This is a genomic window from Nostoc sp. UIC 10890 (assembly GCF_054786515.1).
The window spans coordinates 4,834,508-4,855,055 of sequence record NZ_JBSGKF010000001.1; the positions used below are offsets into that span (position 1 = coordinate 4,834,508).

Annotated in this window: 18 protein-coding genes and 1 pseudogene; 7 read left to right on the forward strand and 12 right to left on the reverse strand. The window is 41.7% G+C overall.

The features are described from left to right. Nucleotides 1–127: 127 nt before the first annotated feature. Complete coding sequence (locus ACWATR_RS19945; protein ID WP_460340550.1) at nt 128–847, reverse strand: response regulator transcription factor; 720 nt, start codon at nt 845–847, stop codon at nt 128–130. A gap of 545 nt (nt 848–1,392) precedes the next feature. Here ACWATR_RS19945 and ACWATR_RS19950 point away from each other — a divergent pair. Together ACWATR_RS19950 and ACWATR_RS19955 are read left to right on the forward strand one after the other, a co-directional pair. Beyond that, nucleotides 1,393–3,750: an NACHT domain-containing protein gene (locus ACWATR_RS19950; protein WP_460336076.1), complete on the forward strand. Its 2,358-nt coding sequence runs from the start codon at nt 1,393–1,395 to the stop codon at nt 3,748–3,750. 315 nt (nt 3,751–4,065) lie between these two features. After that, nucleotides 4,066–4,512: pseudogene (locus tag ACWATR_RS19955) on the forward strand (rhodanese-like domain-containing protein); the annotation flags it as partial. A gap of 370 nt (nt 4,513–4,882) precedes the next feature. On the opposite strand, the gene ACWATR_RS19960 reads toward ACWATR_RS19955, so the two are convergent. From ACWATR_RS19960 to trpB, 6 genes are all read right to left on the reverse strand, one after another. Continuing rightward, nucleotides 4,883–5,512, reverse strand: coding sequence for a ribonuclease D (locus tag ACWATR_RS19960; protein ID WP_460336079.1), 630 nt, complete (start codon nt 5,510–5,512; stop codon nt 4,883–4,885). Nucleotides 5,513–5,601: 89 nt separating this feature from the next. Then, on the reverse strand, nt 5,602–6,150 hold the full coding sequence (locus tag ACWATR_RS19965) for a CAP domain-containing protein (protein WP_460336082.1): 549 nt from the start codon (nt 6,148–6,150) through the stop codon (nt 5,602–5,604). 469 nt (nt 6,151–6,619) lie between these two features. After that, nucleotides 6,620–7,156: a CAP domain-containing protein gene (locus tag ACWATR_RS19970; RefSeq protein WP_460336085.1), complete on the reverse strand. Its 537-nt coding sequence runs from the start codon at nt 7,154–7,156 to the stop codon at nt 6,620–6,622. A 232-nt stretch (nt 7,157–7,388) separates the two neighbouring features. Then, entirely contained in the window at nt 7,389–7,676 is a 288-nt protein-coding gene (locus ACWATR_RS19975) for a hypothetical protein (RefSeq protein ID WP_069072143.1), read from the reverse strand. 151 nt (nt 7,677–7,827) lie between these two features. Next, a complete protein-coding gene (locus ACWATR_RS19980; protein WP_460336088.1) occupies nt 7,828–8,967 on the reverse strand; it encodes a class I SAM-dependent methyltransferase in 1,140 nt (379 codons plus the stop codon). 28 nt (nt 8,968–8,995) lie between these two features. Then, nucleotides 8,996–10,231 (reverse strand): tryptophan synthase subunit beta, encoded by a 1,236-nt coding sequence (trpB, locus tag ACWATR_RS19985; protein ID WP_460336091.1) that lies wholly within the window; start codon nt 10,229–10,231, stop codon nt 8,996–8,998. 248 nt (nt 10,232–10,479) lie between these two features. Here trpB and ACWATR_RS19990 point away from each other — a divergent pair, with 248 nt between their 5' ends. Both ACWATR_RS19990 and ACWATR_RS19995 read left to right on the forward strand, forming a co-directional pair. Further along, nucleotides 10,480–10,827 carry a translation initiation factor gene (locus ACWATR_RS19990; RefSeq protein WP_420760710.1) on the forward strand — a complete coding sequence of 116 codons (348 nt, stop codon included), beginning with the start codon at nt 10,480–10,482 and terminating at the stop codon, nt 10,825–10,827. Nucleotides 10,828–10,968: 141 nt separating this feature from the next. Continuing rightward, on the forward strand, nt 10,969–11,127 hold the full coding sequence (locus ACWATR_RS19995) for a YqaE/Pmp3 family membrane protein (RefSeq protein ID WP_069072139.1): 159 nt from the start codon (nt 10,969–10,971) through the stop codon (nt 11,125–11,127). Between the two features lie 193 nt (nt 11,128–11,320). On the opposite strand, the gene ACWATR_RS20000 is transcribed toward ACWATR_RS19995, so the two are convergent. The 4 genes from ACWATR_RS20000 to lpdA form a co-directional block, all read right to left on the reverse strand. Then, complete coding sequence (locus tag ACWATR_RS20000; protein ID WP_460336096.1) at nt 11,321–11,989, reverse strand: carbonic anhydrase; 669 nt, start codon at nt 11,987–11,989, stop codon at nt 11,321–11,323. 488 nt (nt 11,990–12,477) lie between these two features. Next, nucleotides 12,478–12,729 carry a DUF5340 domain-containing protein gene (locus ACWATR_RS20005; RefSeq protein WP_069072137.1) on the reverse strand — a complete coding sequence of 84 codons (252 nt, stop codon included), beginning with the start codon at nt 12,727–12,729 and terminating at the stop codon, nt 12,478–12,480. 251 nt (nt 12,730–12,980) lie between these two features. Beyond that, a complete protein-coding gene (trpC, locus tag ACWATR_RS20010; protein ID WP_460336099.1) occupies nt 12,981–13,871 on the reverse strand; it encodes an indole-3-glycerol phosphate synthase TrpC in 891 nt (296 codons plus the stop codon). A 97-nt stretch (nt 13,872–13,968) separates the two neighbouring features. Further along, complete coding sequence (gene lpdA, locus ACWATR_RS20015; RefSeq protein WP_181928382.1) at nt 13,969–15,393, reverse strand: dihydrolipoyl dehydrogenase; 1,425 nt, start codon at nt 15,391–15,393, stop codon at nt 13,969–13,971. Between the two features lie 587 nt (nt 15,394–15,980). Between lpdA and ACWATR_RS20020 the strand changes: the two genes are divergently transcribed. Both ACWATR_RS20020 and ACWATR_RS20025 read left to right on the forward strand, forming a co-directional pair. Then, entirely contained in the window at nt 15,981–16,226 is a 246-nt protein-coding gene (locus ACWATR_RS20020) for a hypothetical protein (protein WP_460336102.1), read from the forward strand. Between the two features lie 58 nt (nt 16,227–16,284). After that, entirely contained in the window at nt 16,285–18,060 is a 1,776-nt protein-coding gene (locus tag ACWATR_RS20025; RefSeq protein ID WP_460340554.1) for an SWIM zinc finger family protein, read from the forward strand. A 131-nt stretch (nt 18,061–18,191) separates the two neighbouring features. Here ACWATR_RS20025 and ACWATR_RS20030 read toward each other — a convergent pair whose 3' ends face one another. Next, nucleotides 18,192–18,335, reverse strand: coding sequence for a hypothetical protein (locus tag ACWATR_RS20030; protein ID WP_460336104.1), 144 nt, complete (start codon nt 18,333–18,335; stop codon nt 18,192–18,194). Nucleotides 18,336–18,492: 157 nt separating this feature from the next. On the opposite strand from ACWATR_RS20030, the gene ACWATR_RS20035 reads away from it, so the two are divergent. Beyond that, entirely contained in the window at nt 18,493–20,277 is a 1,785-nt protein-coding gene (locus tag ACWATR_RS20035) for a ShlB/FhaC/HecB family hemolysin secretion/activation protein (protein ID WP_460336107.1), read from the forward strand. Nucleotides 20,278–20,548: the final 271 nt, after the last annotated feature.

Genomic DNA, 20,548 nt, shown 5'->3' on the forward strand with positions numbered 1-20,548 from the left:
ATCAACGTTCCAAATTAACGCAAGTTATAGGGTCAAGCCTCAGTAAAAGTATTTAGGTAAACACTAAGACTAACACTGAGTACGATAAGTCATTCTTTGTGAGAAAGTCCTCCTGAAATCGGGAAACTTAGGAATTAGTAATCTCATCGGGGGCTTCAAACTTATAACCATAACCCCGCACAGTTTTAATAAACTCCGGTACGCTAGTATCAACTTCCATCTTCTTACGCAACTGACCAATATGGACATCAACTACCCGTCCATCTCCTACGTAGTCGCAACCCCAGATTTTTTGGATTAGCTGTGGGCGACTCCAAGCCTGATTCGGATGACTTGCCAAAAAATGTAAGATATTAAATTCCAGGGCTGTTAAGGCGAGAGGTTTATCGTTAAGTGTTACCTCCCGACCTTCTGGATTAATTGCTAGCTGCTTGAAAACGATCCGTTGTGTTGGGGAGGGGTTGATGTAGCGTATCCGCCTCAAAAGAGCTTCTACTCTCACTTCAACTTCTGCAAGACTAAATGGTTTAGTCATGAAATCATCAGCACCTGCGCTTAAGATTCTAATTTTATCAGCCTCGTCAGTCCTACTAGTCAGTATCAGCACTAAAACATTAGTACGACTCTGCATTTCTTGGCAGAGGTTATAACCAGTAACATCCGGCAAATTCCAATCCAGAATTACTAAAGCTGGATTAAATTGCTCAAACAAGGATAAGGCAGTCTTACCATCTGCTGCGGACTCTATTTGATATTTCCGACTTAAAAAACGATAGACGAGATTTCGCACACCGAAATCGTCATCGACGATCAGAATTTTAGGAGTAGTAGCGGGAACTGTAACCATAATGCTGCCTATTATTGATTGGGCGATTCGCTGTTGCGTCAGTTTTGCTTTACGTGTTTCTGTTGAGAGTGTATTCACGCGCGTCTCTGCTGAGTACGATCGCTACTGTAGTACTTGTGTACAATTAATTTTCCATGAAGTTTATGAAAACTTCAGCCATTGTAATGCTTATAAAATGTATAAGTCTTGTATGATTTTTGTATAATTTTGAATTTGGATTGTATATTTTTAAACTTTCATACTTAAAATAAGTGTCCTTGAAGACAATCTCTATAACCGCAAATAGTCCAAAGAAACACTAAACACCACTGCAATTGCTATAACTTTGGAAGAGCAAGCGCATTCTCTGATGAATTAGATATCTATCAAAAGGCTCACAAACGAAGTCATAAGCCAATCTAGATTCTAAACTCCTATTTAACCCAACCGTATTTTAGCCAACGACTATGTCTTCTTGAAGAAGGTCTACGAAAATCTACCCTGGTGCATTTACATGTAGTTACCCTCTTAAGCATATACTATACTACAAGTTTCAGCCTGAGACTATGATAAGCCAAGGACTGAGAGCATCACCAGAAGGTATAAGGGCAGCAAAAACAGCTTTAACAGACAAAACTTGGAGTCAGCATAAATTAGCAACAGCTTTAGGAATTACACGTCAACCAGTTTCCAAATTTTTTGCAGGTGAGTCAGTTTCCCGCTCTTGTTTTGTCCAAATTTGTCAACAGCTAGGATTATCTTGGCAAAAAGTAGCTAGCCTACCTGAAGATGTAGCATTTGATGCAACTCCTAAAGCGCAATTCAAAGGTGCTGACCTCGATACATTGGTGCGGGAAGTGCGCCAAAAGCGCCAAGACAAAATTCAAGACCAGTGCAATACCATGCAAATGTTGGACATTTCCCAGACAGTCCAACTGATGGATATTTACACTAATATTAATGTCTTAGAGAAGATAACTAGCCTGGAATGGCGAGAAATTTCTGACCTGTTGAAAGACTTCAAATCTGAATCGAACTTTAATCAACTTGGAGGATATAAGCGTCAGAGACGATTACCAGGCTTAGAGGCGGTATTGCAACACTCAAAACTAATAGTGCTGGGTAAACCAGGGTCAGGTAAAACCACATTTTTACAATATCTTGCAATTGAGTGTAACAAAGGCGAGTTTCAGCCAAACCGCATCGCAACTTTTATTAGGCTGAAAGAACTTGCTGAAGATGCTAAAAGTGACAGCCAATTCAATATATTGAACTACATTAGCGAAGAATTTCTGAGTTGCGGTATTGAAAAAGAATCAACTAAAATTCTGCTGACTGAGGGCAAATTACTGATTTTGCTAGATGGATTAGATGAAGTACCAGCAGAAAATGCAGATAAAGTCACAGTAGAAATTCGTAGATTTACCCAGAGTTTTTACAAAAATAAGTTTGTTATTAGCAGTCGAATTGCTGCCCAGAAATATAGATTTCAGGGATTTACCGAAGTTGAGGTGGCAGACTTTGACCAAGAGCAAGTGGAAGTTTTTGTCAAAAAATGGTTTGTTGCGGTTGCTCTTAATTCTAGAGAAGATGGGGAAGCCATAGGAAATTTATTTATTAATCAGTTACATCTACCAGAAAATCAGCATATCCGAGAATTAGCGGTCACTCCAATACTGTTACATTGGATTTGCATAGGGTTCCAAATAAAAGATGGATTCACCTTAAGTCCAGCCAAGTTATATGAGCAAGCACTGAACATTTTAATGTTCAGATGGGATGCAATTAGAGGTGTTAAACGCGATCGCGTTGGTTGTAATTTGACTCCATTAAGTAAAAAAAAGCTCCTTTGTAAACTTGCATTTATAACTTTTGAGCAAGAAGATTACTTCTTTGAAAAGGAAAAAATTCTGCAACTTATTGCTGACTATCTAGATACATTAGAAGGAATTAACTTAGAAGGAACTCAATTGCAGCTAGATCGAGAAGCAGTTTTGAAGGCAATTGAAGTACAAGATGGGTTATTAGTGCAAAGGGCACAAGAAATTTACTCTTTTTCTCATTTGACGCTCCAAAAGTATTTCACAGCTAGAAAAATTGTTGAGATTTCCCAAGTCCAATCTTGGAACAGTCTGGTTAGTCACATGACCGAAAAGCACTGGCAAGAAGTATTTTTACTAACTGTTAGTATGTTGTCGAATTCTGATGAAATACTACAGATAATGAAACAAAAAATTGATTTATTAATGGCTAGCGACGAGAGATTACAATATTTTTTAAACTGGCTGCGTCAAAAATCTAGTTCAATCTCTACTAATTACAAAGCAGCAGCCGTTCGTGCTTTTTACCTCGTTTGCGTTGAACAAAGCTCTTGCAATAGACCTCGTACCTTTGTCTATACTTCTGGTTATGATCTTGAGTACGCCCTTGTTGGTAACATAGCTTTTGACCCTGAGCTTGCTCTTGATGAGTTTCTGTTTAGTACTGTTGCCTGTGTTAACGAACTTGATTTTGCTTTTGAGCATAGTCTTAACGATGCCCTTGATCATGTTCATGCCTTTGCCATTGCCTTTGATGAAGCTATTGACCTTGTTGTTGATCTTAAATTGAAGCAAGTGCTGCAAAAACTTAAAAAACAACTGCCACCTATAGACAGCAATCTAGATAAATTTAGGGATTGGTGGCAAGCTAAGGGTAAAATCTGGGGTGAACAATTAAGAAATATACTGATTAAATATCGCAATATTGGTTATTACTGGCAGTTCAACGAACAGCAAAAAGAATTACTTCAGCAATATTACGATGTCAATAAGTTGCTGGTAGATTGTCTCAATAGCGCTGCTTATGTAAGTCCAAGAGTACGGCAGGAGATTGAAGAGACATTATTATTAGCGATCGCTGATATTGAAAGGGTACAAAATTAATATATTAAAAGCTGATTTTTTCCTTTTCAAATAATTAGTTTTCTGAATTGTTTGAAGATTTCAAACAATTCTAATTTGACTAAATTAGTACAACATCAGAAATAGAAACTTTAAATCTATTTAATTGTATTAATAGAAAATTTTGTATTTCCATAGTATTAAATGGTTGTATTCGCAATTGATTAATTGGTAGAAATTATTTAAATTACCCAGTCTATCTGAGGAGAGATTTCGAGGATATTCATACCAGCGAAAGAGCAATTAAATATATTGAGTTAGTTAAATTGCTATTAATATCGTCAGCAAGGAGCAGTTATGGCAAATAATTTAGTAGGCGGGATCATTCCCCCACAGCCACCAATAGAAGCACAATCTGATGCTCATGTCTTGAAGTCTCGCCTGGAATGGGGCGAACCAGCTTTTACAATTTTGGATGTGCGCGATCGCAACACCTTCAACCAAGGTCATATTATGGGAGCGATGCCCATGCCAGTAGATGAATTGGTAGAACGTGCAGTGCCTTCTTTGGATAAAAGCCGTGATATTTACGTTTACGGTGCGAATGAAGAAGAAACTGCTCAAGCCGCGCAGCAACTACGTTCTAATGGATTTGAGCATGTCTCCCAACTCAAAGGTGGTCTTGGCGCATGGAAGGCGATTGGTGGTCCAACAGAAGGCATTATTGAATCAAAAACTCCCCCAGGTGCAGATGACTACAATGTTGTAGCTCGGCTACAAAATCACCAAGAAAATCTGCAAAAGGGAGGGACTAGCGCCACGGAAGCCATTAAGAAGGGAGCAAGTAACCTCAAAGAAGGCATTCAAGAGGGAGCAAGTAACCTCAAAGAAGGCATTCAAGAGGGAGCCAGTAATCTCAAAGAAGGTGTTAGTGAATCTAAAACTCCTAGAGACACTAATGATTCCAACGTTGGATCTTAGGTAAAAAGCACTTGAGTAAGTAGGTGTGAATAATTAAAGTTTTGTAGTCAGGACTTTAGTGCTTAGAAAATAAAATAAGGACTAAAGTCCTTACTACGAGCTTGCTTACCTATCAATTTAAACTTGACAGTTCAGTAGTCTGGAGCGACGAGCAGTCAAAATTTATTGTCCCTACTTCTCATTCCCTATTTCATCAGTGTTCAAACAAATCCTTAAATTGCAACAAATCTAAGGAAACTATAGTTGGTAGAAATTGAAAACATTCTTGAGCAATTTCCCAACGTTCTTCTCGTTTGAGCATTTCTATTAGCTTCTGTTGCACACTAAGTAAGTAGCGCACATCATTGGCAGCATAACTTAATTGAGCTTCAGATAAACTAGCGGCGTTACCCCAATCAGAACTTTGAGAGCTTTTATCCAGTTCCACTTGTTCTAATTCTTGCACCACATCTTTTAGTCCGTGGCGATTTGTATAAGTACGGGCTAACTTGCTGGCAATTTTGGTGCAAAAAACAGGCCCAACCTGAATCCCCAGATTGGCTCGCAAAGTGGCAAGGTCAAAACGAGCAAAGTGAAATACTTTTACGACATTCGCCGCTTCTAAGAGTTTTTTTAAGTTTGGAGCGTCTGCTTGTCCTTTGGCTATGCGGATTGCAGTCACTTTCCCCTCAAGGTTGCACAGTTGGACGAGACACAAGCGATCGCGCAACGGCAATAATCCCATCGTTTCTGTATCAACTGCGATCGCCGTCGATTCTAAATACTGTTCAAGGGCTGCGTCACTAAGGTCGCGATCGCTCACCTGAAAATCTGGTAATGTCATGAATTGTCCAAAAATAATAGCAGTGTCCAACAGACAAAAGTATTGTCAGACAATACATTATTATTGTGCAAACAAATTAAAAATTAAATCTACCTAGCCCGAAAGAAAAGTTGTGTAAGGTAGACTTCGCCTTGATTATTAGTAGCAACGCCAATTCCAGTAAGGTTGTAATTTCCTTTAAGATTCTTTAGGTGTCCGGGGCTGTTGATCCAACCAGTAACAGCTTCCTCCACGGGGTTGCTATATCCCCGATTGAAAGCAACATTTTCCGCCGCACTGTTGTAGCGCAGAGTGATAGCTTTGACTCGCCCTTCAAAGCCTTGATGGCTAAATGGGGTTTTACCTTTAGCCATATTTTGACTATGAATTCTTGCCTGTCGAGTGATACTAGCATTTAGGGTCAACTTTGGCAGTCCTTTAGAAGCCCGATATCGATTAATTTGGTCAAATACTGATTTTTCTAGCTCCGTAGTTTTAAAAGTAGGAGTCGATATTGCAGCCTGACTGGAAAAAAGTGACAACAGCTTATTACGGGTGGATGTATTCGTAGAAGTGTGATTTGGTATCGGAACAGTCGTTAATCCACTAGCAAGGACAAGCGCACTTAAAGCGATGCCAAAAGCAGTTTGTCGGAACATGGAGAATTGCGTAATGTGTAGAGATATAAGACTTATACTCTACCTCATTGTTCCGACGATATATACCACGATACTATTAAGGATTGATGAATTTCGGCAATTTGGCTATATCCTTTACGAGGAACACAAATAATCATTTGTTATTGTCAATACTTCAATAGGTCAACTTCCAATACGGTTCGGATAAGCATTTTTCATTTTCCTTGTGGTCTGGGGAAAGGGTAAGGGGAAAAGGGTAAAGGATGTATTCAAAACCTTTCCCCTTTTCCCTTTCCCCTTTAACCGAACCGTATTGGGTCAACTTCATGAAAACCATGCTTACTTTTGCTGAGAATTTCAGATTTTCATGCATTACTAAAAAAATAATGTAGTATTCAATAGACAAATGTCATTGAAACTACATTACTCAATATTTGACAAAAGATTAGCTAACAAGGAAAAAACCAAAATTTTGCTACACTTTTGGGATCTATCTTGGTGTCATAAATATTTGTGTGAAGTAAACTTTGCCGGAACTGGTGACAGCAACACCAATCCCCGTCAAGCTATAATTCTGATTTCTGATATTGGCAAGATGCCCTGAACTTTTGAGCCAACCTTGTACAGCTTTCGTAGCAGGATCAGCATATCCCTGGTTGTAAGCGACATTTTCACCAGCTGCTTTGTAAGGAATACCAGTTGCTACAACACGCTGTGCAAATCCAGTATGTCCAAAGCCAACTTTACCATTAGCCATATTCTGACTGTGAATCCTGGCTTGATTATCGATGGAAGAATTTCGAGTCAGCGCTAGTCGCCCTTGGGAAACTCTGTAGCTATTAATTTGGTTGAAAACTGACTGTTCTATCGCGGCAGTGTCATAGCTCAATGCTGCAATTTTAACAGTATTATTTGATAGTTGTGAAGATAGCGGCGTAAAAGTTTGATTTGTTACAGGAGTAGCGATCGCCCCACTACTAAGAGCAATAGTGCCTAAAGCAACGGCATAGATTGTTGTTTTAATCATTTGCTGAAAATAAAGTTCCAGACAATCTAACCAAACTACTGCCAATGTGACAAATTGCTTATAAGTCTATATACTCCTGTTTCTGGCGTTTTTCGTTCAAAAGCTACCAAAAAACGGTTACATTCACGACTTTACGAAAACTTTGTAATGTTCATGAAAAATTCACATCTATCACTAGTAGTATTTTTTCTGTACAAATGGCATAACTTTCTCCACTAAAACCTCTGAGTGCCTAGCTTTGGTTGAGGGTTTCTAACTCTTCCTGTACCACACGCAACACCCGCGCAATATATTCTGCACGCCACTGTTCCCGTTCCTTAGTTACTTTGGCATCCGGCTCGTAAGCTTCAATCTCAGTAGCCGATAAAATACCTTTAACCTCTAGCAACCGTTCAATGGTGTCTAGCCGCTCATGCAGCACGGATACCTCGCCAGTTAAAGCCATGACGATCGCTAACAATTTATCAGTTTGCGGATTTTCTAAGTAAACAGGCCGTTTACCCTTGGCTATTTTTGTCATCCTAATACCAATTCTCCAAAAATCAGACCACACATAGAAAAGAAGGAAACTCAGAGAAAATCTGACTTCCTCAATTACGAAAGCGACGCAGGAGCGTCATTACGAATTACGAATTACGAATTACGAATTACGAATTACGAATTACGAATTCTTACTTAGTTGCAGCAACTACAAACCAACTGCCTTGGCTGCCTGAGTTACTTACTTTTGCTTTCCATGCCCCATTAGGGACAAATTTCTCAAATACCTTATCTGCTGTAAAACCAGCGTCAGTAGCTAGCGGCACTAAATCCAAATCGCGTACAGCACTCCAGAAGGGTTCGTTGTTGTTAGCGGTTTCCCAATCATAAATAAATTGTGTATAAATATCCATGTGACGATATAGGGGTGCTTCCACATGGATCATCATGCCGCCAGGAGCCAGTAGACGATAAGATTCTTGCATAACTTTACGCACAGATGGCGGGGGAATTTCATGCAGCAAAATGTGAGAAACCACTAAGTCAAATGATTCATCCGGAAAGTTAGTATGTTCGGCATTTTGTTGAGAGAAGTGTACCCGTTTTCCCAAGGCTTCGGCTCTTGCATGAGCGTAACGCAACATAGATGCGCCTACATCTATAGCATGGACTTCTGCATCTGGAAAACCATCTGTGTATGGTAATGTGCTATTTCCAACAGAACATCCCATGTCGAGAATTTTTCGGGGTCGAAAGTCAGGATACTCTGGTAGGAGGTAGTTCTGGACTATAGATAGCCCCATATCATCATTGAGCGGCCCCAACCAACCTAGACCATAAACGTAAGCGCCGCGATCGTAGGTTGCGCCGGCAGCGACATCATCATCTGTGAATTCACTGTGATATCCTCCGGGCATACAGTGAATGTCTACAGCTTTTTGATGAGTAGGTATTTGAAAGTTTGGGTCGAGGGTTAAAGTACCCAGTTCATTACCCTTGTCCTTGGAACGCTCAATTAACTCTGGTAGCTGTCTGTCAACATTGGCATTTACAGCATCCCATAACATTTCCTGGTTGATGCGCTTAAGGGCACTAGTCCAGCGATAGTAGGGTTCGTGCTGCATTACTTCCCGAATTTCATAACGATTCTGGGGAGGACGCTGATGTTCTTGTTCAAACTTCGGCTTGCCTAGTTTTTCATAAACTACCTTATTACCAGGAGAGATATTCCTGAAAATGTGCATTTTCAGACTTTGCACAAAGTTTTGGCGTGCCAACTCGTCGTGAGTGGGTTGCGGTAGCATCGCGTGTTGGAATTGTTGATCCATCATTGCTTCCTCCCAAGAATTGTAAGTATATTTATGCAGGATTTAATAACTTAGCTACTGTTTGTACATCCTTATCACCACGTCCAGAGCAGTTAATTACAATCCGAGGACTGTCGGTTAGTTGGGGACAGAGGGTTTCGAGGTAGGCGATCGCATGGGCTGTTTCCAATGCTGGGATAATTCCCTCCAATTTCGATAATCGCTGGAATGCTGCCAAAGCCTCTGCATCCGTCACACTATAGTATTCAGCGCGACCAGTATCCTTTAAATAGCTATGTTCTGGGCCCACACCGGGATAATCTAAACCTGCACTAATTGAGTGTGCCTCAATGATTTGCCCATCTTCATCTTGCAGCAGGTAGCTCATTGCTCCATGCAATACACCAACTCGTCCTTTTGTCAAGGTTGCGGCGTGTTTTTCGGTATTGACACCTTCCCCGGCTGCCTCAACCCCAATGAACCGTATAGAAGGCTCATTCATAAACTCATAAAATAGTCCCATAGCATTGGAACCACCACCCACACAAGCCAAGAGAATATCAGGCAATACACCCCATTTTTCCATTGCTTGGGCGCGAGTTTCTTGGCCGATGACTGCATGAAAATCACGTACCATCATCGGGTAAGGATGGGGCCCTGCTACCGAACCGAGGATGTAGTGAGTGGTTTCCACATTTGTCACCCAATCGCGGATTGCTTCAGAAGTGGCATCTTTCAGGGTTCCTGTTCCTGCCTCCACTGGACGCACTTCTGCCCCCATCAACCGCATTCTGAACACATTTAAAGATTGGCGTTCCATATCATGAACGCCCATGTAAATTACACATTCCAGCCCAAAACGAGCGCAAACTGTAGCTGTAGCAACTCCGTGTTGTCCAGCGCCCGTTTCGGCAATAATCCTTTGCTTACCCATGCGTTTCGCCAACAATACCTGACCAAGGGCATTATTGATTTTGTGAGCGCCAGTATGATTTAAATCTTCGCGCTTTAAGTAAATTTGCGGCCCCGTGCGATCGGGTCGGGCATAATGAGCAGTCAAGCGTTCAGCAAAATACAATGGTGTTGCACGTCCCACATAGTCTCGTAATAACTGCTGTAGTTCTGCTTGAAAACCAGGGTCATTGCGGTATTGCTCATAAGCTGTTTCTAATTCAGCAAGGGCAGGCATGAGCGTTTCAGGTACATACTTACCGCCAAAGCGCCCAAAGCGACCTAGCATATCGGGAACTTGAGCAGTTGAACTTGGAGATAGGGGAGTGGTAGTCACAGGCTGTTTTTGATGACGGGAATGACTTAATTATTATAGAAAGTCTGGGGTATATCTGGGGGTTGGGGATTGGGTACTGGGGAGCAGGGGGATAAGAACCAATGCCCAATGCCCCATGCCCAATGCCCCATACCCGATGCCTAATCCCTTGCAATGGATTTGTGATGTTAGCCTAGAAATTGATATCCCAGCAGAATGGTTGCGTAGAAGTTTCCACTGCCTTTGAAATTTTTCTTAACATTCATTTTATGTCTTCTTCCAATCCCAAATCTTCCGACAAAGGCTTTGTCTACCGCGAATTTGGCAACGACAACTCCGCGGCCATAGAAAGACCAATTCCAGAACTACCCCCACAACAACAAAATCTTAAAGTACAAGCTTCCCGCAAAGGACGCAAAGGGAAAACCGTCACAGTAATTAGTGGTTTTCAAGTCAAACCGGAAACTTTGGCAGATTTGGTGAAGCAGTTGAAAACCCAGTGCGGCACAGGTGGGACAGTTAAAGATAACGAAATTGAAATTCAGGGCGAACACAAGCAGAAAATTTTCGATATTTTGACCAAGCTAGGTTACAAAGCCAAAATCAGCGGTGGCTAATGTTAAGTACGGTTTACCGCATCTAAATCATGACCTAGATGAACAGAGAGAATGTTATCTTTGAGAGGTACAAATATGCTTGAAAAGTGATGAATAACTTCACCAACAAGCTGTCTTTTGTGAGATTAATAGGAGGTTTAAATGGATTTAGTTCGGATTTTGTGTGCCATTTTCGTGCCGCCTTTGGGAGTTTTTTTACAAGTAGGCTTTGGCGTAGACTTTTGGATTAATATACTTTTGACGCTTTTTGGTTACATTCCTGGAATTATTCATGCAGTGTGGATAATTGCTAAGAAATAATCTTTGCAGGGTAGGTTGGAGGCTCTGCATCCAGTGATAAATTGAGTCAGGGCCTCAATGAGTACATTTCTATACAGAGGATGGAAAGAAGGTAAATAAATTACCTGCTTTGTATTTATAAGTTTTATTAAACAAAAATCTATAATAATCTCAAGCGTATTGGTTCAGGTTTTATCTGGCGGTAAATACCGAATTAGCTCTCATTTTTTAACATAGCATAAAGTCTAAACTCCAAAAGCAAGGGGCAGATGTGTAATTGCCATTGCACAGTTGAGACATTCAAATCTTTGATCAACCCAGTGCTTATATCTAGTACCCAACCATGCACCATAGGCGCTTTTCGTTCATATAGTACCTGACGCATGATAGAAGTTTGGTAAAGATTTTTCACTTGCGCCACAACATTGATTTCTGCCAAACGATTGAGACGTTCTTCTCTTGTTGGCAAGGTATCAATTTCTTCTTGTTTCTGTAAATACAGTTCCCGAATCGGATTTACCCAGTTATCAAGAATTCCGATGGTTCTCCCTTCTAAAGCCGCCTTAATTCCTCCACAATCGTAGTGACCACAGACGATAATGTGTTCTACTTTAAGATGTAAAACTGCGTATTCTAAAACGGCTAAAAAATTTATATCCGTTAGAGAAACTTGATTGGCAATATTACGATGTACAAATAACTCTCCGGGTTCTGTACGGGTAAATCTTGTTAATGCCAAACGACTATCAGAACACCCAATGTATAGAAAAGGTGGTGTTTGTCCATTAGATAATTCTTCAAAGTAAGTTGGATCTATAGCTAGCTTTTCGGCAACCCAAGCCTGATTATTTCTGAGTAGTTCGTGAATGCTGTTATATTTCATCTTTCGTTAAATTCGAGAGAGAATCTCATCAATATTTTAACTGATCTACAATTTCTTCTAAATCAAGATGAACTTTTTCAGAGCTAAAATCTTAGTAAAGATGATATTTTTTCTACAGCATTAAGATAATTATTGTATAAATTGTCAACAGCTAAGTTAGTAGTTAGAGCAACAATAACTATGTATAAATTGAGTGAACTAGCTCAATCAAGTAAAATCTATATCAACTAAACTTTAAGCGTTAAGACTGCCGATTTCAAATACTAATTTAGCATTTCTATATATTTTTACAAAGCAGAGAAAGTTCTGTAACTAGAGTCTATATAGAGGATTTAAAATCACACCCCAAACCTTGCTTTTGGGTCAAGCAAGTGTGGCGGAAATTTTGAGTACTTACCCCTTCAATACACAGAGACATTTTCTGATAATGGTAATATAACTTAACTAAAGATGCCAAATTTGAGGTTGAGATATGTAAGTTATCAGCTTCAATCGGGGGCAACAACTTTGCTATCGTTATGGTGGTTGATCGACCAACGATGATCAATAGTTACAGAGGAAAACTCGCAAATTTCTTCTAGTCGCTTTTGCTGCACAGCAGCTTTACGGAGAGTAATAATTAGCTGATTCACCTGATGCCTTAAATCTGGATTATCATTGACTGCTAACATAGTTTGTCTTTCTAAAAGTTGAAGTATAAGTTCGTAGTGAATAGGTGAAGGTAGAGGAATTTGCTCCATGAAGTTAAATTTTGATTTCATATTTGGGATTTTGTATTAATGAGAGTTTGTCTCTTATTAATGAATTGTTACATAATAAATAACTAGTTGCTTATGGCTTTGATTTGATTAGCAATGAAGATTTGGCAAAGATATTGATGATACTTGATGGCAAAGTGTTGCGTGTCTACGCATAGTGTGCCCAATTGCCCAACTATTGTGTGCAGTTAGTTGCCCTGCGCCCCTTATTAGCGCAGGAGAGGTGTAATTTTTCAGAAATTCCTCGGTAATATACGGGCGATCGCAGCGCCGGGATCTGGTTGTTTTACCAAAGATTCTCCAATGAGTACAGCGGATGCACCTGCTGTAAGCACTAAACTCAAATCTTCTGGGTTGTGTAGTCCTGATTCGCTGACAACAAGGATGTTTTTCTCTTGCAATTGGCTACCTCTTGCAGCCAAAAGTTGGCAAGTGGTTTGCAAGTCAACAGAGAAATCTTCTAAATTGCGATTATTGATTCCTATCAAGGAAACCCCATCTAAGGCTAACACACGGTCAAGTTCTGCCAAACTATGGACTTCAATCAAGGCTGCCATTTTTAGATTGTTAGCAATTTTGAGGAAGTATTTCAAATCTTGATCGCTGAGAATAGCTGCAATCAACAAAATAGCATCTGCACCCTGAACTCGCGCCAAGTATATTTGGTAAGCGTAAACGATAAATTCTTTGCACAGTAGGGGCAAATCTACGGCTGCCCGAACCTTTGCTAAGTTATCAAAACTACCTTGAAAGAACTTGACATCCGTCAGCACAGAAAGACAACTGGCACCACCTTGCTGATAAGATTGGGCGATCGCTACTGGGTCAAAATCTTCTCGTAAAATGCCTTTGCTAGGTGAAGCTTTTTTGACTTCGGCAATCAATGCTGGATTAGTTTTACCTTGGCGCAAGGCGGCGACAAAATCACGGGTTGGCGGCGCAGTAAGTACTTGCTTAAGCAATTGCTGCAAAGGAACCTTTTCCCGCATTTGGTCATACTCTACTTCTTTCTGCCAGACAATTTCCTCCAAAATGTGCTTTGGCGCGGCATCAGGCACGACAGCCTGATAACGCAATATAGATACATCAATAGCTGGGTTAGGTGAACGGCGGCGAATTTGCATAATTAGTCATTAGTCATTGGTCATTGGTCATTGATCATTAGTCAGTGGTCATTTGTCCTTGTTTATTAGCAAAGGACAAATGACAAAGGACAAATGACTAAATGGCTCGTTTATAAGCTTCGTCTAGGACTTCTGAGAGTGTCGGGTGGGCGTGAACTAGGTGTGCGAGGCTTTGGACAGATTGACGGTTTGCGATCGCAGCTGATGCTTCGTGAATTAAATCTGAGGCGTGCAGTCCGAAAATGTGGACGCCCAAGACTTCTCCTGTATCTTTGCGATATATCACCTTGGCAATACCGTCGGCTTCATTTTCTGCCAACGCTTTGGAATTTCCTTTGAAGTAACTCCGACTTGTGGCAATTTCAAACCCTTCGGTTTGTCCCAACTCCTTAGCTGCGGTTTCTGTTAAGCCCACATAGCTGACTTCTGGGTGGGTAAATGCTGCTGCGGGGATGCTGCGATAGTCTACTATTCTTTCCCTCCCAACTATATTTTCTACTGCGATGATGCCTTGAGCAGAAGCCGCGTGTGCTAACATCATCTTCCCATTCGCGTCGCCAATTGCCCACAGATGCGGCACTACTTCGCCAGATGACAGCACGGCCATGCGATCGTCAACGGGGATAAAGTTCCGCCGATCAACTTCTACACCCACAGACTCCAAACCAAGATTTTTGGTCGCTGGGATGCGTCCCGTAGCCACCAAGCAAGCATCTACTTCGATGACATCTACATCTTCTTTGGTTTTAAAATCTGCTAACTCAATTACCACAGGTGAACCAGGAGTGACTTTTTTGGCGTATATCCCCACTTTCGTTTCAATATCGCGAGGAGTAATCAGCACCCGTTCAGCAAGTTTGGCAATATCGCGGTCAAATCCTGGCATTAACTGATCTAGGGCTTCAATCAAGGTGATTTCACAACCCAAAGCTGAGTAAATATCAGAAAATTCTAAGCCGATGTAACCACTACCAATAATCGCCACCCAATCTGGTAACGACTCTAACTTGACACCTTGATCGCTGGTAAAGACAGTTTTGCCGTCTACTTCAATTCCTGGAGGCACAAAAGGAATTGAACCGGGGGAAAGAATGATGTCTTTGGCTGTGATGGTTTTTTCACCACCGTCTCCGGTGACAGAGACTTTTTGTGCCCCAGCAATTTTTCCCCAACCCCTGATGATATCGACTCCTAGACGTTTGAGGCTGTTGGTTAAGTCGCCTTGAATTTTCGAGACGAGATTACCAGCATGGTTAGCGATCGCTTGGCGATCAAATTCCACGCTTCCAACTTGAATTCCCAACGACTTGAGGTGGTGGGCATCACGTAACTCCCGCACACGTCCAGAGGCCGCCAGCAACGCTTTAGAAGGAATACAGCCCCGATTAACACAGGTTCCTCCCATATCAGCAGCTTCAATAATCGCTGTTTTCAGACCGCAACTTACGGCGTGTAAGGCTGCGCCATGTCCGCCTACACCAGCGCCGATAATTACTAAATCGTAATCAAATTCTTGACTCACGTTAGTTTCCCCGTGTGCTTCGCCTATTTATTCTCAACTTGACCGACAATCAGCGCAACCCCTTTAACAGTTATCAGTTATCAAGGAAGGCAGGAGGCAGAGGGCAGAAACTCTTTATATCTGATTTTGAGTCCTGCATTTTGTACCTTACTTATTTGCAAACTGCTGTATCAGTGAACACTAGGAACTGGTAACTGATTTAGATCCCTACCATACGCCTGATAACTATTTACTGATTTAACGTTCGGGTTTTGCTAACTTAGATTATGATTCAATCACTTCTGGCGAAAAGATGGATGTTTTCAGTAATTATAGTCAAATCTAGATACTTATTTTTTTAGACTTTAGAGTGGGGACTGGGGACTGGGGAGTGGGGACTGGGGACTAGGAAATAATATTAAAAATACGGCGTTGCTGAATCAAGGGATGATTCTTGTAGGGTGGGCGTCTCGCCCGCCCTGAAATACAAGGGACGGGCAAGATGCCACTGGTGTCAACTTAACGCGAAACCGCACGTCCGCCAGCACGTCCGCCAGGGATTGTAAATCCCTGTCTCATAGCTAAAGTCCTCTGAAGAGGACTAAAGATTGCAAAAATTTTCAGTCTACTTCAGTAGACTTGAGCAATTAGTCAGGGATTTACAATCCCTGGCGGGTGAACAACACCCAATCAGTACGCTATTTTTGGCAAAAGTAGACACCAGTGGCTTTTCGGCCCATCCCGCAAATAAATATGCAACGCCAAAAATACTATTTTCCAATTCCCAATCCCCAGTACCCAATACCCAATCTCCAATCCCCAATCCCCACACCTTTTTCTTTACAGCGCGTTAGCTGAACACCTAAGCTGGATTTAGGATTGATCCAAAAGATTTACGCAGGCGATCGCTCGATGTCTATTCCCCAAATTAGTGAATTTACTATCCGCCGTCATGCCAACGCCAAATCTTTCCAGCGGGGCGAGGCATACTATAAGGCTGGTGCTGTCAATGCTATTACCCAACGTGGTCATCTGGTTCAGGCAGATGTTATGGGCACTCAAGCTAGACCTTATCATGTCAACCTGAATTTCGATAGCAGTGGGTTAACTTCAGTCAACTGCACCTGTGCTTACGACTTTGACGGGTGGTGCAAACACATTGTAGCCACGATGCTTGTCTGTGCGCGTAACTCAGAAAGTATTGAGCAGCGCCCCACCCTAGAACAATTACTAAATCGCCTGGATTATATCCAAACTCAAAGGCTGTTGCAAGAGTTGGTAGCTGAATACCCACCAATGATTGAGGCGATTGATCGCCATGTAAGTTGGATGACGAATCCTGCTGACAAGCTAACAACTATAAAATCCCTGCGCCGCAGTACTATTGATCCGATTCCGTTTCGGCGGCAAGTACGGCAGATTCTCAAGAATACCGTGCGCTACTTTGAGGAGGGTTACGAAGAAGACCCAATTGCTGAGGAATTGCTGAGTGTAGTGCAAACTGCCGTAAATTTTAGCGAACGGGGAGAGGGTGAAAATGCGATCGCTATTTTGGAAGCGATTACTTCTACCTGTGTGGAAAATTGGGATGATGTTGCAGAATACGGTGCTGAAAACGATGAACTTGTGGAGGAATTGAATCATGCTTGGTGTGAAGCAATTCTCAGCACCGAACTCACTCCAGAAGAAAAAGTTGATATTCAAATAAATTTAGAAGCTTGGCAAGATGAGTGGAATGTTGATTTTGGTCTAGTTATGGAAGCTTTACGCCAAGGTTGGGATTATCCACCATTGCTACAAGTTCTCCAAGGTAATATTACTGAAAGGGGAGCTTGGGAAGAAGATGTGCCAGACTACGCTGATGATTTGGCACTAATTCGCCTGAAAATTCTTGAACGTCAGGAACGTTCTCAAGAATACCTGTATTTAGCAGAAGCAGAAGGGCAAACCCAGCAATATCTGACAATGCTAGGGCGTTTAGGTAGGGTGGAAGAAGCAATTGATGCTGCTCAAACCCAGATGATCTCAATGGAAGAGGCTTTTGCCCTAGCGAAAACACTCAGTGTTCAGGGGGCATTACAGCAAGCACTAGATATAGCCCAGAGTGGATTAAATTTACCAGGTAATTCTCAGTACGAATTGGGGATTTGGACAAGTGATTTAGCTCTGGAGTTAAGTAATAATGAAGCTGCTTTATTAGCAATCAAGGCGGCTTTTCAAGTGAAGCCCTCCTTTGCTGACTACCAAAAGATGGCAGAATTGGCTGGGGAAAACTGGGAAAGTGTCAAAACAGACTTGCTGAGGATTATCCGTACTGATAGCGTTTGGGGAACAGAATCAGCCAAGGTGGATATATTCTTGCATGAAGGGCTAATTGATGATGCAATTGCGATCGCTAGTGAACTCAGTTCTTATGATTCAGAGTTGATTCACCGAGTTATGGATGCTGCTATCTCTCACAATCCTAGTTGGGTGATTGCTAATGCTCGTCGCCGTGCCGAAAAGATTATGGATGCAGGTAAAGCCGAATACTACTATTACGCGGTTGAATGGTTGAAAAAGGCACGTAATGCCTACTTGAAATCTGGCAAGAAAGCTGACTGGTTAAGCTATCGGGACAATTTGATGCAAACCCACGCTCGTAAACGTAAATTGATGGGAATGTTTAAGCAGCGAGATATGGACTAAATGTTTTTGCTTACCTTCTAAAGTCATAAGTGTAACCTCAATACTTGTCGGGTTTTGGGGAATTGGGTTTGGGGAAAGGGGAAAGAAAAAACCTTTACCCTTTAACCTTTTCCCCAAACCCAATTCCGAGTTCAAAATGCTTTACCCAAGCAGTATTGAGTGTAACCTGAGTTTTTCCATACACAAAGCCCTGATTCCTCTAAATACTTGAGGTCTATTTCTCCCGCAGCAATAGATAATTTCAACATATCTGCTTGCTGATGCAGATTGAACATTGTCAATACTTTTAAGTCTGCAATAACCAGATAATTTCGCTTTTAAATTGAGATTTACCCAAGATATCAACTTTAGCGACAGAAGATGAAGTAAGATTCACATCTGAGGCAGTCCCCGTATAATCCCATAGTTTCTGACAAAAAATAGTCCAGTGCGATGATTGATAAATATCCTCAGAATCTTATAGTGTCCTGCTTACCGCTGAGTATGCTGGTATTTCTCAGCAACATATCTTCTAGTCCACTGCAAGCTCAGGCTGTTGATACTACACAATTACCAACTAGTAATTTCATCCTGTCACAACAATTCCCACCACCGCAGGATGTCCAACCACCCGCACCTTTGCCAACTCCCTCACCTGAACTGCCACAGCCACTTCCCCCACCAGCAGAATTATTTCCGCCCTCTGCCCCAACTCCCACACCTGAAGAACCAATCCCCGGCAACTTTCCTCAAACTATTGTTGTGGAACGGTTTGAAGTTGTTGGTAGTACAGTCTTCAGTCCCGAAGAGTTAGCTAAAGCCACTGCTGAATTTACCAAACGACCGATATCGCTGACTGAAGTTTATCAAGCACGTTCTAAAATTACTGAGTTATACGTCAACAATGGTTACATTACTTCTGGTGCCTATATTCCACCCCAAACAATCCAATCTGGTGTTGTCAAAATTCAGGTAGTCGAAGGTAAATTAGAAGACATCCAGATAACTGGAACTCGACGGTTAAATCAGAATTATGTCCGCAGCCGACTAGCAATAGCGACATCACCGCCTCTCAATCGCCAGCGTCTACTAGAGGCACTGCAACTTTTGCAACTTAATCCTTTGATTCAAAATGTGACTGCGGAACTCTCCGCAGGATCACGGACTGGTGCAAGTCTTTTAGAAGTTAAAGTCAGCGAGGCAAAAACCTTTAGTAGCCAAATAGTTCTTGATAATGGGCGATCGCCAAGTGTTGGCAGTTTCCGCCGCCGATTACAATTAAATGAAGCCAACTTATTGGGACTGGGAGATTCTCTGGGTGTAGCTTACACTAATACCGATGGTAGCAACTCCTTTGATGCCAGCTATACATTACCACTCAATCCCCGCAATGGAACCCTCACCTTAAACTATGGCATCACATCCAGCAATGTCATTGAACCTCCTTTCAACGTTTTAGATATCCAATCGGATTCTCGCTATTACGAATTAACATTCCGCCAGCCCATAGTTCAAACTCCTACACAAGAATTTGCCCTTGGGTTGACAGCCTCGCGACGGGAAAGTGAAGCTTCTTATATTGAAGGAGAGCGACTACCTTTCCCCGGTTTAGGTGCTGATGAACAAGGACGTACCAGGGTCTCTGCGTTGCGATTTTTTCAAGAATGGACGAGTCGTAACAGTCGTGAAGTCATCGCCCTGCGTTCTCAATTCAGTTTGGGCATAGATGTATTGAATCCCACGATTAATCAAAATCCTCCCGATAGCCGTTTTTTTGCTTGGCAAGGACAAGCGCAGTGGGCCCGCCTTTTAGCTCCTGAAACCTTATTTTTACTTCGTTTAAATACGCAACTCGCATCCAGAACACTTTTGCCTTTAGAGCAATTTGGCTTAGGTGGGCAGGATAGCATTCGCGGCTACCGTCAAGATTACTTACTGACGGATAATGGTACTTTTCTTTCTGCTGAAGTTCAAGTACCGATTCTGCGCTTACCCCAGATAGATAGCACCTTACAGGTTGTCCCCTTTGTGGATTTTGGTGTTGGCTGGAATAGTTCTGGTAGAGAGAATCCCGATACTAATACTTTAGCTGCTGTTGGTCTGGGGTTGCGTTGGTCACAAGGCGATCGCTTCACCCTTCGTCTTGACTGGGGAATTCCTCTAGTATCTGTTAACTCAAATGAGAGAACATTACAAGAAAACGGTCTGTACTTTAGTTTACTCTATAATCCTTTTTAAAATTTAGAGGCTTATTCTCCTTCATTTCTCTACAAAAGTCTGTACTAACGGAGATTCCCGTCATTGAAGCAACTGGCGTGGGATTCAGAGGATGCTTGGTGGGCTGGATGTATGATAGTTCGACTCCACAAAAAATTAGGCTCATTAAATTCACGGATGTCGAGAATAATAACTCGCGAGTGTATTGAGTTTTCGCACTACGAACAAAAATAGTTAATTCAGTATCTAGGGACATAGTGTTTTCTCTAAAAGTCCACAAAACATCACCGAA